This window comes from Vibrio sp. CDRSL-10 TSBA (assembly GCA_039696685.1).
GTDB lineage: Bacteria > Pseudomonadota > Gammaproteobacteria > Enterobacterales > Vibrionaceae > Vibrio.
The window spans coordinates 2,644,592-2,659,290 of the sequence record CP155566.1 but is presented as its reverse complement, the minus strand read 5'-3'; the positions used below and the strand labels follow the sequence as shown (position 1 = coordinate 2,659,290).

The 14,699-nt window shown below is 51.8% G+C and carries 11 protein-coding genes and 4 pseudogenes; 8 read left to right on the top strand and 7 right to left on the bottom strand.

Going from position 1 to position 14,699, the window contains the following annotated elements; all coding sequences use genetic code 11:
* The first annotated feature begins 64 nt into the window (after positions 1-64).
* The 3 genes and pseudogenes from ABDK09_20050 (at position 65) to ABDK09_20040 (ending at position 1,850) form a co-directional block, all read left to right on the top strand.
* Entirely contained in the window at positions 65-376 is a 312-nt protein-coding gene (locus ABDK09_20050) for a cytochrome c (protein XAW89139.1), read from the top strand.
* A gap of 114 nt (positions 377-490) precedes the next feature.
* Positions 491-829: a nitrogen regulatory protein P-II gene (glnB, locus tag ABDK09_20045; protein ID XAW89138.1), complete on the top strand. Its 339-nt coding sequence runs from the start codon at positions 491-493 to the stop codon at positions 827-829.
* A 171-nt stretch (positions 830-1,000) separates the two neighbouring features.
* Positions 1,001-1,850: pseudogene (locus tag ABDK09_20040) on the top strand (endonuclease/exonuclease/phosphatase family protein).
* 16 nt (positions 1,851-1,866) lie between these two features.
* Here the strand turns inward: ABDK09_20040 and ABDK09_20035 are convergent.
* The 3 genes and pseudogenes from ABDK09_20035 to gloB form a co-directional block, all read right to left on the bottom strand.
* Positions 1,867-2,553 carry a YIP1 family protein gene (locus ABDK09_20035; GenBank protein ID XAW89137.1) on the bottom strand — a complete coding sequence of 229 codons (687 nt, stop codon included), beginning with the start codon at positions 2,551-2,553 and terminating at the stop codon, positions 1,867-1,869.
* Entirely contained in the window at positions 2,550-4,109 is a 1,560-nt protein-coding gene (locus ABDK09_20030) for a LysM peptidoglycan-binding domain-containing protein (protein ID XAW89136.1), read from the bottom strand. The genes ABDK09_20035 and ABDK09_20030 overlap by 4 nt, the downstream gene beginning before the upstream one ends.
* A gap of 72 nt (positions 4,110-4,181) precedes the next feature.
* Positions 4,182-4,941 (bottom strand): annotated as a pseudogene (gloB, locus tag ABDK09_20025) (hydroxyacylglutathione hydrolase).
* 37 nt (positions 4,942-4,978) lie between these two features.
* On the opposite strand from gloB, the gene ABDK09_20020 reads away from it, so the two are divergent.
* A complete protein-coding gene (locus ABDK09_20020) occupies positions 4,979-5,731 on the top strand; it encodes a class I SAM-dependent methyltransferase (protein XAW89135.1) in 753 nt (250 codons plus the stop codon).
* Between the two features lie 82 nt (positions 5,732-5,813).
* On the opposite strand, the gene rnhA is transcribed toward ABDK09_20020, so the two are convergent.
* A complete protein-coding gene (gene rnhA, locus ABDK09_20015) occupies positions 5,814-6,278 on the bottom strand; it encodes a ribonuclease HI (GenBank protein XAW89134.1) in 465 nt (154 codons plus the stop codon).
* A gap of 56 nt (positions 6,279-6,334) precedes the next feature.
* Here rnhA and dnaQ point away from each other — a divergent pair.
* Together dnaQ and ABDK09_20005 are read left to right on the top strand one after the other, a co-directional pair.
* Positions 6,335-7,076, top strand: a pseudogene (dnaQ, locus tag ABDK09_20010) (DNA polymerase III subunit epsilon).
* 9 nt (positions 7,077-7,085) lie between these two features.
* Positions 7,086-8,336, top strand: coding sequence for a TIGR03503 family protein (locus ABDK09_20005; GenBank protein ID XAW89133.1), 1,251 nt, complete (start codon positions 7,086-7,088; stop codon positions 8,334-8,336).
* Positions 8,337-8,530: 194 nt separating this feature from the next.
* Here the strand turns inward: ABDK09_20005 and fadE are convergent.
* Positions 8,531-10,976 (bottom strand): annotated as a pseudogene (fadE, locus tag ABDK09_20000) (acyl-CoA dehydrogenase FadE).
* Positions 10,977-11,276: 300 nt separating this feature from the next.
* Here fadE and lpcA point away from each other — a divergent pair.
* Together lpcA and ABDK09_19990 are read left to right on the top strand one after the other, a co-directional pair.
* On the top strand, positions 11,277-11,852 hold the full coding sequence (gene lpcA / locus ABDK09_19995) for a D-sedoheptulose 7-phosphate isomerase (protein ID XAW89132.1): 576 nt from the start codon (positions 11,277-11,279) through the stop codon (positions 11,850-11,852).
* A gap of 79 nt (positions 11,853-11,931) precedes the next feature.
* Positions 11,932-12,777 carry a class II glutamine amidotransferase gene (locus ABDK09_19990; GenBank protein ID XAW89131.1) on the top strand — a complete coding sequence of 282 codons (846 nt, stop codon included), beginning with the start codon at positions 11,932-11,934 and terminating at the stop codon, positions 12,775-12,777.
* A 99-nt stretch (positions 12,778-12,876) separates the two neighbouring features.
* Here ABDK09_19990 and purN read toward each other — a convergent pair whose 3' ends face one another.
* Positions 12,877-13,515, bottom strand: a complete 639-nt coding sequence (gene purN / locus ABDK09_19985) for a phosphoribosylglycinamide formyltransferase (protein XAW89130.1) — start codon at positions 13,513-13,515, stop codon at positions 12,877-12,879.
* 3 nt (positions 13,516-13,518) lie between these two features.
* A complete protein-coding gene (gene purM / locus ABDK09_19980; GenBank protein XAW89129.1) occupies positions 13,519-14,559 on the bottom strand; it encodes a phosphoribosylformylglycinamidine cyclo-ligase in 1,041 nt (346 codons plus the stop codon).
* Positions 14,560-14,699 lie beyond the last annotated feature (140 nt).

Below are 14,699 nucleotides of genomic sequence, written 5' to 3'. Positions count from 1 at the left end.
TATGGATATTGGTATAGTAAGTAGATAACTACGCGTATAACAATATGGAAAATAAGGGTAAGCAATGAATAAACTCACGATGGGAATGATGTTGGGTCTGAGTCTGCTGGCCGGCAATGCCATGGCAGCCGGTGATGCAGCGGCAGGCAAAGCCAAAGCGTCCGTGTGCGCAGCGTGTCACGGCGCAGATGGTATTGCGGTAATTCCGGGCTATCCGAACCTGAAAGGGCAGAGCGAGCAATACATCATCAATGCACTGAATGCATACAAAAACAAAGAGCGTACTGGCGGCAATGCTATGATTATGCAGCCTCAGGCCTCTATGCTGAGCGATACGGATATTGCCAACCTGGCGGCTTATTACGCCAGCCTGTAATGGTATCTATCCCTCAGTTTGAGACACAGCCCGAGCTTCGCTCGGGCTTTTTATTGATTGTTTACAACGGCTAGCAGATAATATTGCTATCAAAGAGAAGTTTAAGGGATGAACATGAAAAAAATCGAAGCCATTATCAAGCCATTTAAACTCGATGATGTTCGTGAAGCTCTGGCGGAAGTCGGTATTACCGGTATGACAGTATCTGAAGTGAAAGGTTTTGGCCGTCAGAAAGGCCATACCGAGCTGTACCGCGGCGCTGAGTACATGGTCGATTTCCTGCCGAAAGTGAAACTGGAAATTGTCGTGACAGAAGATGTGGCGGACCGTTGTGTTGAAACCATCATCGAAACCGCTCAAACCGGCAAAATTGGTGATGGTAAGATCTTTATTACTGAAGTGGAGCGCGTAGTGCGTATCCGTACCGGTGAAGAAGACGAAGACGCGGTATAACCCCTGCCGGGTGAACTCACGTCATGATTGCCTGAATTGTTGAATAAGGAGCCTCGGCTCCTTATTTTTTTGTCCGCGGCATGTGAGTAAAGTGCACTGAGAGTCGTGCTGGCTTGTCGCGTGATCAGCGCAGTGCTAAGGTGCAGGTAATATCTGACAGGATCAATTGTGATGAAAAAACGCCTTATAGTCTGGGGACTGCTGCTGGCTGTCCTGCTGGTGCCAGCCAGCTTTGCAGTCCTGTTTTCGGTGCCAGATGAACCACAGTTAACTCAGGCTGCTCCCCTTACCGATACCTTGCCACAGCAATGCTCTCAGTATCCGGCCCACGATTATCTCGACCATGATGGTACGCTGAAGCTGGTGGTGTGGAACATTTATAAGCAGAACCGGCCAGACTGGCAATCGGTGTTGCAGGATTTGAGTGCGGATGCGAATTTACTCTTGTTGCAGGAGGCGAGTATGAGCGATGAATTGCAAGCCTGGCTGCAGCAAAGGCGCTGGCAGGCCAATCAGGTCAACGCGTTTGAGGTACTTGGTGAGTCAGCGGGTGTTCTTAATGCTGCACGTGCAGCGCCGCAACAGGTGTGCGCCTTTACCGCGCTGGAAACCCTGGTTAAGACTGCCTAAATCCGCCCTGTACGCCCTGTATCCGCTCAGTTCAGGCCAGAGTCTGGCTCTGGTGAATTTGCACGCGATTAACTTTACCTTAGGTACCACAGAGTATCAGGCTCAGATTAAGCAACTGCTCGGTCAGCTTAATCAGCATCAGGGGCCGGTTATCGTCGCCGGTGATTTTAACAGCTGGAGTGAGGAGCGGACCCAATGGCTCAGTCAGGTAATGACGGCGCACGGGTTACAGGAAGTGCGCTTTACTCCCGATCAACGGGTCCGTTTTGTGAATGGTCTGCCACTTGATCACGTGTTTTTTAAACAGCTCAGTCTGAAAGCGGCAGAGGCGCCCGCTTCGGACGCCTCAGATCATAATCCTTTGTTGGTGACGTTTACCTTAAGCCAGTAAAGGGCGGCAATAAAGGTTAACTTAAGCCGATAAACAGGGCCCAGATCAGGTAAAACGCCAGCCAGGGCAGGGTGGCGATCACCAGCACCTGACCGCGTTCAAGCTGAGTCCAGGTGCCGACCGCGGTATAACCCAGCACAATGTACCAAGGCAGCAGCAGCGGGAAAGCACCGGCAAACTGAGCCCAGTCACTGGTCAGAGGCAGTTTAATCAGGCCATTGAGGCTATTGAGGTCTGCGGCGTAGTTCATCACCTGACCATGCTTAAGTAACAGACTGACGTAACTGGCTAAATCACCAATCACAGCCGGGAACAGCACCACGCTGCTGGCGGCAAACCATTTCCAGTAGCCCATCTGTGGCGCGACCGGCTTTGTTGCCAGACGAAACCACAACGCCAGGGTCAGAATGGTCAGAGTCCGCCCCACCAGATCGCTGATAATTTCACTGGCCATCAGTGTATCCGGCTGCAGCAGTTCCAGCTGCGCCGGGTTGGCGCTGGTCAGTTGTGCCTGCAGACCTTGCCGAAGCCACTCAAAGTTAACGTTATCAAAGTACGCTCCCCAGAACAGAAACGGCGTAATCATTAACACCAGATAGGTTTGCCAGCCCCACAGACTGCGCTGGTAGAGGGCGGCAAAACAGTCGCTCGGTGAACGGAAAACATCCACCAGCATGATCAAAGGATTACCTGAAGGTGTCATACCGTGACCTTAGTGACATCAACATACAATTTCAGTTTCTGGCCCGGGCGCAGGTATTTCTGATTCGATAATTCATTCCACTGCACGATATCACGTGTTTTGACACTGAAGCGCGAAGCGATGCCGCTCAGGGTGTCACCACTGCGTACCTGATAAAATACGGTGCGGATGATGGCGCCGTCGCTGCTGTCTTTCCAGATCACCAATTTCTGCCCTACCCGCAAGGTATCGCGCGGGCCCATACCGTTCCATTTGGCTAATGCCTGATGCGACACGTTGTTTGCTCGTGCGATGGTCCACAGGCTCTCGCCGGAGTGCACGGTATGGGTCAGCTTGTACTGCCCGCGGGCCAAAGACTGGGTTTTGGCCAGACGGTTACTGGCGCTTAACGCATAGGCTTTTTCATCTTTGACTGACGTCGGTACCATCAAATGCTGTCCGATACGAATCGAGGTGCCGGACAGGCTATTGGCAGTTTGCAGAACTTTGGTGGTGGTGTTGTAGCGATTGGCTATCACGCTCAGGGTATCACCGCTTTTCACCTGATAACGAATCAGCTTCATCCCTTTGCCTTTATTGGCGGCCACTTGCTGTTCAAAGCGCGTGACTTTATCAACCGGGATCAGCAGTTGATGCGGCCCGTTAGGCGCCGTGGCCCACTGGTTAAAGGCCGGGTTATAGCTTTGCAGTTCTTTGACGCTGATGCCGGCATACTTGGCCGCAATGGCGAGGTCGAGCTGCTCTTTCGGATCAACCAGTTTCAGTACCGGCTGGTTAGCGATCGCTGGCAGCTCGATACCGTATTTTTCCTGGTTGGCGATGATATCAGCCAGAGCCAGTAACTTAGGCACATAACCGCTGGTTTCTTTCGGCAGGTCGAGTGAGAAGAAATCGGTCGGTTTTCCGTGGCGTATGTTTTTACGCATCGCCTGGGAGACCCGGCCGCCGCCACTGTTGTAGGCGGCAATGGCGTTATACCAGTTGCCGTCAAAACGGTTACCCAGATAGGTCAGGTAATCGAGCGCAGCATCCGTGGCGGCGTCTACATCACGACGTCCGTCATACCAGAAGTTCTGCTTAAGACCGTACATTTTGCCGGTCGCCGGTACAAACTGCCACAAGCCGGCCGCACTGCCGTGTGAATAGGCAAACGCATCGAACGAACTTTCCACTACAGGCAGCAGAGCCAGTTCGAGTGGCAGATGACGCTGTTCGATTTTTTCGGTAATTAAATGCAGAAAAGGTTTGGCCCGCTCGGCGACAATCGCTAAATGGCCCGGATGTTTGATATACCAGGTGCGGTAGTAGTTGACCGTTTCGTCATCCGGAATCGGCAGCGACAGTTGCATAGCGATGCGCTGCCACACGTCATCCTGCTCCTGAGGGGGGACTACCTTCGGGGCTTTCAGCGTAGTTTTGGATGGGGTTGGCGGCACGGTCATCTGGGCAGATGCAGTGCTCTTTTCCCTGTTTTCTGATGTATCTTGACTCAAAGGCTGGGTAGTTTGGCATCCGGCAAGTAGCAGTGCAATTACCCAGCTGAATTGTACTCGCATGTAAGACAGCCTTTTTTATCGTTGGCTGCTGATAATACTTTCCGTATTAATCCCGTGACAAGCAAGAATACGTCAAAATTCGTTCTTCCACTCACGTAATGCACTAAATACCGACAACGCATCCGTTTGCTCGGTGCGATTGCTCACTGACTTCATGACGCTTGAAGCCTGTGTGCGCAAGAAAGGATTGATCCATTTCTCCCGTTGCAGAGTGGTCGGCAGGGTGGATTTACCCTGGCCGCGCAGGCGGATGACTTCATCACGATAAATTTGTAACTGTTCGTTATCGGGCTCGACGGCCATGGCAAAAGCGATGTTACTGGCGGTGTATTCGTGTGCGCAGTACACCTCGGTTTCATCAGGCAGGCTGGTGAGTTTGTTTAGTGACGTGAACATCTGCTCCATCGTGCCTTCAAATACCCGCCCGCAGCCGGCAGAAAACAGCACGTCGCCACAAAACAGCTTGCCGTCGCCGACATAGCCGATATGGCCCAGGGTATGGCCCGGTAAATCAAGCACCATAAAACGTTCATCAAACAGCTCAATCTGATCGCCGCCGTCGACCGGATGGGTCTGGGTCGGAATCGGCTCTTTGGATGGGCCGACGACATCAACGTGCGGAAACTGACGCACCAGTTCAGGCACTCCGCCGATATGGTCATGGTGATGATGGGTGATCAGGATGGCATCCAGAAACCAGTTCATGCTGAGCCAGATAGTCAAGCACCGGCGCGGCATCGCCCGGATCGACCACCGCACAACGCTGATCGCTATTTTTAATCAGCCAGATGTAATTATCATTAAATGCGGGTATGCTTTTGATATGTAACATGAGTTATCTCCAGTCACCTTGGTGAAGCGAGTTAGCAATGAAACCAGCACGCAGTGAAAAAAAACTTGAGACACCGCATTCGTGGTCTCAAATGAAAAATGGCCAGTGGGTCTGTGAGTCGATTCAAACCCGGCTTGATGAGTGGTGCCCGAAACTGTTTGGCTATCATATGTTGAAACTGGGTGGCCTGAGCTGCGAACTTGCCAGTTGTAACTGTAATATTCAACACCAAGTTCATCTCGATATCCAGAACCCATTGCATACTGTGATCGCCGACAGTGGTGAATTACCCTTTTTGGAACGCAGTATTGATGCCGTGATCGTGACCCATCAACTGGACTACTGTAACGACCCGCACCGGATGTTACGTGAGGTAGACCGGGTCTTGATTGATGATGGCTACATCATTCTGACCGGCTTTAACCCGCTCAGTCTGACCGGGCTGGCCAGTTTTTTGCCTTGGCGTAAGCGTAGCCTGCCGTGGAGCGGACGCATGTTTACCCCTAACCGGATTAAAGACTGGCTTGGAGTGCTCAATTATCAGGTCGTGGAGTGCGATCAGTATGCGTTGTTTCCGATGCAGAAATATCGTCCGCTGTGGACCTGGCTGGAAAATGGTCTTGGTGACTACGGGCGTGTCTTTGGCAGCCTGTATTTCATCGTGGCGCGCAAGCGTACCTATCCGCTTAAGCCGATTAAACCACACTGGCGTTTCAAACGTCGTTTGTCACCAGTCGGAGTGAATTACCGGGTTAAATCTCAGTCTAAACAGATGTCTGAACAGAAATAACGCCTGAGGCGCTGCTAGCTGAAACATTGAACTTGGAAACGTCTAGCCCGGCCATATAAGGTGCATCAACCGAGCTGCAACATCAACTTGGTTGATAACCGGTATCTTCTTCGGTGGGATTTTCAGCCGCGGTGCGTGCCAGTTCGTCACACATTTCGTTTTCGCGGTGACCGGCATGGCCTTTTACCCAGTGCCATTCCACTTTATGGCGCGCGGTTTCTTTATCCAGTGCCTGCCATAAGTCGGCATTTTTGACCGGTTTTTTATCGGCCGTTTTCCAGCCGCGTTTTTTCCAGTTATGAATCCACTGGGTGATACCCTGACGCACATACTGGCTGTCGGTGGTCAGTTGCACCTCGCACGGCTCTTTCAGGGTTTGCAGCGCGACCACGGCCGCCAGCATTTCCATGCGGTTATTGGTGGTGAGGCGATAGCCTTTGGCAAGGGTTTTTTCCACTTGTTTATAGCGCATAACGACCCCGTAGCCGCCCGGCCCCGGATTGCCTAAACAAGAACCGTCAGTGAAAATTTCCACCTGTTTCTTCATGATTTGATACTATTGGGTTTGGCACACAATTGGCATAGTCTGACATATAAATCCTCATGAATACTAGCAACAATTCTGATTACGGTCGCATTGTGGTTCTCGATACCGAAACCACAGGTATGAACCTTGAAGGCGGTCCTCATTACGAAGGGCACAGGATCATCGAAATCGGTGCGGTGGAGATCATCAACCGTAAGCTGACCGGTCGTCATTTCCATGTTTACCTCAAACCGGATCGTGAAATCCAGGCCGAAGCGGTGGAAGTGCATGGTATTACCGATGAATTTCTGGTCGATAAGCCGGAATATAAAGATGTGCATGATGAGTTTCTCGACTTTATCAAAGGCGCCCAGTTGGTCGCTCACAACGCGCCCTTCGACGTCGGCTTTATGGATTATGAGTTCAGTAAACTCAACGCTTCGATTGGTAAAACCGAGCAGTACTGTCAGATAACCGATACGCTGGCCATGGCGAAGAAAATCTTCCCGGGCAAACGTAACAACCTGGACATTCTGTGTGAGCGCTACGGTATTGATAACTCACACCGTACTTTGCACGGGGCATTGCTCGATGCCGAGATCCTTGCTGATGTTTATCTGCTGATGACCGGTGGCCAGACTTCGCTGCAATTCTCCGCCGGGTCACAGGAAAACGGCGCTGGTGGCGATAACATCAAACGGGTCAGTGAAGGTCGAAAAGCGCTAAAGGTTTTGCGTGCGACGGCCGATGAAATACAAGCACACCAGGAAACGCCTGGATCTTGTTGAAAAAAATGGGGCGTGCCTCTGGCGCCAGTAGGGAGAATCTATGTTTAGAATAGGGTTGGTATTATTCGGATTACTGTTTAGTGTCAGTGCATTTGCCAGCGATGAGTCAACCCTGTCTTTGCTGGATAACCGGTTTCGGGTCGATCCGACCATCTCTCAGATCACCTTTGTGATCTATCGTGAAAACAATTCTCAGCCGGTGGTCCTGGTTCGTCCGGATGGTAAAAAGTATTACGCCTGGCGCAAGCCGGACAATGTACGCTGGTACGAAGAGCCTGCTATGGACATCATCTCGATTGATAATCCGATGCCGGGCCCCTGGCAGGCAGTGGGGAAGGTGTCGCCGAGGAACAATATCAAGCTTATTTCTCACCTTCAGCTCAGCTCAGATGTGTTTCCGAACCGGGTTTATCAGGGGGAGGAGATCAAGTTTACGGCCCGTCTGACTTCCGATGGCAAGCCTCTGCTGCTGAGGGACTTTTTGGATCGCGTGAATCTGAAAGTAACCTTTACCAAGTACATCGAAAACGAAGAGTCGTTGCTCAAAGAGGCCCGTCCACTGCCGACTGTGATTGGTGAATTTGCCGATGATGGTCAGGGGCTGGATGAAAAACCGGGTGATGGCGTGTTTACAGTCTCGCTGCCGATTTCCCCCGACCCTGGCAAGTACCGGGTGCGAATTACTTCCGGCAACGGCGTTTTCCTGCGAGCTCAGGAACAGGAAGTACTGGTGTATCCGTCACCGGTCTCGACCACCTTTATCCAGTCCCGTGAAGATGGTCAGCCGCACCAGCTGGTCGTCAGCGGCGAGCAGGGTATGATTGAGCCTGGATCACTGGCTGCCCATGTGGAGCATTTCAATGCTGACCACGAGCAGTTTCTTACCGAAGGTGTGGCTGCGAAAGAGGCACTGAAGGTAACGCTGACGATTCCGAACCGTGAAAAGGTCGGCAACTATTCGTGGCAGGCTAAATTGTATGCGACCGATTTGGCCAGTCAGCGCGAGCTCTACTTTCCGATTGGTCTGCATACCTACAGCGTCGTTAAAGGCATTGATTTAGCGGCAACCCGCCGCTTGCAGGAAGAGGAAGCGGCCGCTAAGCGTAAAATAGAGCAGGAACGTCTGATGATTCAGATGCGCGAAGATGCACGTCAGCGCAGCATCATTTACATTGTGGTGGGTAATCTGGTGGTTTTACTGCTGATTGTGGTTGGTTGGTTTGTGATGCGTAAATTACGCGTCGGCAGAGAGCCGAAGCCGGAGATGCAGCTCAATGTGCCGAAAAAATAGCACAAGCTGCGGCTACGTCATTCACTAAGCAGTGATAGGGTTAACGGTCAGTAAATAAAGTGAAGCGGCTTGCAGCTGAGCAGTCAGTGAACAGAGCGATAACAAAAAACAGGAGGCTTTTGCCTCCTGTTTAGTTTACACGTTTTGGTTTACACCTAGCTGTTATCAGCCCGTGGGGGCGGCGGATCTGCGACTCAGGCGGCATCACCCAGATGCGGAGAAGTTTTCTCTGCGGCCAGCTCCTGCGGCGCAAAATCATCCACATTGATGGTGGCCAGACGGTGCGCTTCAGCTTCGCTGAGGAGTTTTGCCTGTTCCGGCGTCAGGATATTGTTCTGCAGCCCCAGTTTGGCCACTTCATCCAGACCGGTGAACGGACGGCGCTGGTTGAGTGCCTGGCACACTTTATCAAACAGCGGTTCAGCTTCGAGTATCACCTGCAAAGCCAGCTCAATTTTACCGGCCGGGTTGTGTTCGCTCGGCTCGAGGTACTGATTGCGGCCCAGGCGGTCGCGGGTGGCACTTGGTGTTTGCACAATTTTCGCCACCTGACTGTCGAGCTTGTCACTGGGCGCCTGACGCACCCGGCCAAATGGCAGAATCAGCATTCGCAGCACTCTGCCCAGCAGGCGGTTCGGGAAGTTGGCCAGGAACTCATCAATAGCCACTTCTGCTTGCTGCATGCTGTCTTGCAGTCCCCAGTGCACCAGAGGCAGGTCTTCAGCCGGTCGCCCGTCATTGTCAAACCGTTTCAGGGTCGCGGAGCTGAGGTAAAGCTGACTGAGAATATCCCCCAGTCGCGCAGACAGGCGCTCTTTGCGTTTCAGTGAGCCACCGAGCACTGCCATGGAGATATCAGCCAGCAGTGCCAGGTTGGCACTGTAGCGGTTGAGCTGCTGGTAGTAACGTCGGGTCGCATCCCGCACCGGAACCTGTGAGCCGCGTCCGTCGCTCAGGCCAAACCAGATACTGCGTACCAGGTTGCTGAGGGTAAAGCTGACGTGACCGGCAAGAGCCTTATCAAATTGGGCTAAAGCGTCCGGCTGATCGGAATAGGCCGCTGCCATTTCCTGCAGAACATAGGGATGACAACGGATCGCACCCTGGCCAAAAATAATCATTGAGCGGGTCAGAATATTGGCCCCTTCGACAGTAATGGCAATCGGGGCGCCCTGATATCCGCGCGCCAGGAAGTTAGAGGGGCCCAGGCAGATCCCTTTACCGCCCACGATGTCCATCGCATCGATAATGGCACGCTGACCACGATGGGTGCAGTGATATTTAACAATGGCCGAGATCACCGAAGGTTTTTCCCCGCTATCGATGGCGGCGACGGTCATGTTGCTGGCCGCATCCATCACATAAGCATTACCCGCCAAACGGGCCAGTGGCTCTTCGATGCCTTCCATCTGACCGATAGGCTGTTTGAACTGACGGCGGATACGAGCGTAGGCTCCGGTCGCCAGTGCTGCGGTTTTGATACCTCCGGTTGAGTTGGATGGCAGGGTAATGCCGCGTCCGACCGACAGACATTCCACCAGCATACGCCAGCCCTGGCCGGCCATTTGCGGCCCCCCGATGATGAAATCGAGCGGCACAAACAGCTCACTGGCACGGGTCGGGCCGTTCTGGAACGGAACATTGAGCGGGAAGTGGCGGTTGCCAATTTCCACCCCTGGCAGGTCCGTCGGGATCAGAGCACAGGTGATGCCCACTTCTTGTTTGTCGCCTAACAAACCGTCCGGATCGCGCAGTTTAAACGCCAGGCCAAGCACAGTCGCAACCGGAGCGAGAGTGATATAGCGTTTGTTCCAGGTCAGACGCATACCCAAAACCTGTTTGCCTTGCCACTCACCGTGACAGACGATACCGAAATCCGGAATAGAACCGGCATCGGAACCGGCCTCCGGGCTGGTCAGAGCAAAGCAGGGGATTTCACGACCTTCAGCCAGACGTGGCAGGTAGTATTCTTTTTGCTCTGTGGTGCCGTAGTGTTGCAGCAGCTCACCCGGACCCAGGGAGTTAGGAAACGCCTACGGTTGAGGAAAGCACTCCCGACACCCCGGTCAGTTTTTGCAGCACCAGGCTTTGGGCGTAAGCGGAAAACTCCAGGCCGCCATACTGCTTCTTGATGATCATGGCGAAGAATTTATGTTGTTTGAGGTACTGCCACACCTGTGGTGGCAGGTCAGCCAGCTCATGGGTGACCTGGTAATCACTGACCATAGCGCAGACTTCATTGACCGGGCCATCGAGAAATGCCTGCTCTTCGGCTGACAGTTCAGGTGCCTTGATACGATGCATCTGTTGCCAGTCAGGTTTACCTTTAAACAACTCGGCTTCCCACCATACCGTACCGGCGTCGAGGGCTTCTTTTTCCGTTTGCGACATGGCCGGCAGAACTTTTTTAAAGCCGCTCAGCGCTCTGCGCGATAGCACGGACTGGCGTACCGCAGGGATTGCCAGCAGGACAACCGCAGCCAGATACAGGGCCCAACTGATGGTACCCAGCGGACCAAACAGAGTGAGGGCGAGCAGGGTAACGGTCAGGGCGGCTAAGGCAGTAGTTAACGAGGTACGATGATAGAGGCAGCCGCCGAGAACAACCATCAACCCACAGACAGAGAGCAAGATTTCCATATTTTTATCCTTATTCAGACCGGAGTGTTTGATTGTGTTTTATTCTGGTCTTACCAGTTAAGTGTAATCGGAATATTAATAAAATGTAAAACCCTGCAATACTTAAAAGTGATCTGAATGGAGTAAAGCTTCTAAATTTTGGATCAAGCCCGGGTATTAGGAGGCGATTTACGCTGAATGTGGCAAATCTTGCAGGCTAACTCTCGACAGAGGAAATCGTTTGGGTAAACTCATCGGTAACGAAACTCTCCGATTTGTAGAGAGTTTGTCTGCCAGCAGCGTAATAAAGAGAATATACCTATGTACCAGGATCTGATTAGAAGTGAATTAACTGAAGCGGCCGATGTTCTGAACAAGTTTCTGAGCGACGAGCACAATCTGGCTCAGATTGAAGCCGCAGCGAAACTGATCGCTGACTCCTTTAAACAGGGCGGTAAAGTGCTGTCATGTGGTAACGGTGGCTCACACTGCGATGCAATGCACTTTGCTGAAGAGCTGACAGGTCGTTACCGTGAGAATCGCCCGGGTTACCCTGGTATTGCCATTTCAGATCCAAGTCACCTGTCTTGTGTGAGCAATGATTTCGGCTACGATTTCGTGTTCTCGCGCTATGTTGAAGCGGTCGGTACTAAAGGGGATGTGCTGTTTGGTCTGTCGACATCCGGTAATTCTGGCAACATCCTCAAAGCGATGGAAGCGGCCCAAGCGAAAGGGATGAAAACCATCGCTCTGACCGGGAAAGACGGCGGTAAAATGGCGGGTGTGGCCGACGTGGAAATCCGCGTTCCTCACTTTGGCTATGCAGACCGTATCCAGGAAGTACATATTAAGATTATCCACATTGTCATTCAGTTGATTGAAAAAGAGATGGCGTAATCAAGAAACCCGGGCTGCGGCCCGGGACTCTGGGATGGCTGAAAGGTTAAGTGTGGTTTAAAGAGGAGTGGTTTAAACCATGTGTGAATTGCTCGGCATGAGCGCTAATGTGCCAACCGATATCTGTTTTAGTTTTACCGGCCTGATGCAGCGTGGCGGACGTACCGGCCCGCATCGTGACGGCTGGGGAATCACCTTTTATGAAGGTAAAGGCTTTCGTACTTTTAAAGATCCCAGCCCAAGTTGCCAGTCAAAAATTGCTGAACTGGTTCAGAATTACCCCATCAAAAGCTGCGCGGTGATCAGCCATATTCGTCAGGCAAATCGCGGTGGTGTGAATCTGGAGAATACCCATCCGTTTACCCGTGAGTTATGGGGGCGGTACTGGACGTTTGCTCATAATGGTCAGCTGACGGATTATCAGCATCTGATTTCCGGTCGCCATCGACCGGTTGGTGAGACAGACAGTGAAGTTGCCTTTTGCTGGCTGCTGGATGAGCTGGAGCACCGTTATCCGCAGATCCCTGAGGATATGACCGAAGTGTTTGCCTACATTGCTACGCTGTGTGACCAGTTACGCGCCAAAGGCGTGTTTAACATGCTGTTATCCGATGGCGACTACGTGATGAGCTACTGCACCAACCACTTATACTGGATTACCCGCCGCGCGCCGTTCGGACATGCTGCGTTGATCGATGAAGATGTTGAAGTCAATTTCCAGGAAGAGACCACACCGAATGATGTGGTGTCGGTGATCGCGACTCAGCCATTGACCATGAATGAAATCTGGCAGCGCATGAAGCCTGGAGAGTATAACCTGTTTCATTGTGGTGAGCTGATTGCAACCAATGTTGAGCAACTGGCGGATGTTGAGTTTGTGCCGGGTAAACCGGGAGACCAGTCGCCGAAAGCGCCATTGGAGTAGTCCCGGCTTCTGCCAGTCGTTGGGGCTGGTTGGCACAAATAAAAAAAGGGTTGATATCATATCAACCCTTTTTTGTATCAACTTTTTTGTCCCGGACGGTTACTGGTCAGGATGGCCGTGGATGCCAAGCGGATTACCATCAAGATAGGCTTTACCCTCTTTCATCTCCAGGCGTCCTTCAACGAACCACTGGGTCACCAGCGGGTAGATGCGGTATTCCTGCTCCTGAACGCGTTTGGTCAGGCTATCCACCGTATCTTCATCGTAGATAGGCACACTGGCTTGCAGAATCACCGGGCCACCGTCAAGTTGCTCGGTAACGAAATGAACACTGGTACCGTGCTCTTCATCACCGGCATGGATAGCGCGCTGATAGGTATTCAGCCCCGGGTATTTCGGCAACAGCGACGGGTGAATATTGATCATGCGACCTATATAATGGCGCACGAATTCACTACTCAGAATTCGCATGTAACCGGCCAGAACAATCAGGTCCGGCTGATATTCATCGATCTGTTGCATCAGGGCGTGATCGAATGCATCACGCGTTTCAAACGCTTTTGGATCGACAAACACTGCAGCCGCACCTGCTTTTTTAGCTCGTTCTAAGCCATAAGCAGTTGCTTTGTTTGAAAAAACAGCCGTTACTTTGCCATCGCTAATACTTGTTTCACAAGCATCGATGATCGCTTGTAAATTGGTACCATTTCCTGAAACTAAAACAACAATACTTTTCATTGATTATTTGATCTCTACTTGCTCTTCATTTTCCTGAGCAGCGGCGATTTCACCAATAACCCATGCGGTTTCACCTTCTTGCTGCAGCAGTTCTACCGCAGCCTGAGCCTGCTCTTTTGGCAGTGCAATCACAAGGCCGACACCACAGTTAAATGTACGGTACATTTCGTGAGTGTTTACATTGCCCTGCTGTTGCAGCCATTTGAAGATTGCAGGCCATTCCCAGCTCTTGCCGTCGATAACCGCTTTAGTGCCTTCTGGCAGTACGCGAGGAATGTTTTCCCAGAAACCACCACCAGTGATGTGAGAAATCGCATGAATGTCATGCTCAGCAATCAGTTTTAAACCTGATTTGATGTAAATTCTTGTTGGCTCCAGAAGGTGTTCGCCAATTGCTTTACCTTCCAGTAGCTCATTTTTGTCAGCGCCGGATACTTCCAGGATCTTACGAACCAGAGAGTAGCCGTTTGAGTGAGGGCCGCTGGAGCCCACAGCAATCAGTGCGTCGCCGGCTGCGACTTTGCTGCCGTCAATGATATCTTCTTTTTCGACTACACCGACACAAAAACCTGCCACGTCGTAGTCTTCACCTTCGTACATGCCTGGCATTTCAGCAGTTTCACCACCGATCAGGGCACAGCCAGCTTGCAGACAGCCGTCAGCAATGCCGGAGACTACGTCTGCTGCGGTATCAACGTCTAGTTTACCGGTTGCATAGTAGTCAAGGAAGAACAGTGGTTCAGCGCCTTGTACGATCAGGTCGTTCACACACATCGCAACCAGGTCGATACCAATGGTGTCATGCTTTTTCATATCCAAAGCAAGACGTAGTTTGGTACCCACACCATCCGTGCCTGACACCAGGACCGGTTGTTTGTATTTGGTTGGGAGTTCACACAATGCACCAAAGCCACCAATGCCACCCATTACCTCTGGGCGACGAGTACGCTTTACTGCACCTTTAATTCGTTCAACAAGCGCGTTGCCTGCATCGATATCTACGCCAGCATCTTTGTAGCTAAGAGAAGTGTTGTTGCCGCTCACGGGGAAAGTCCTCGATCTAGTTGGATATGAAAACGGCGTTATTCTACAGGGCTTAAAACAAAAAGGAAAACGTTTGCGTCAGTTTTTTTCTGCCATTTTTGTAACCTGAAATTTTTACGCCCAATTTGATTTTTCCGCCT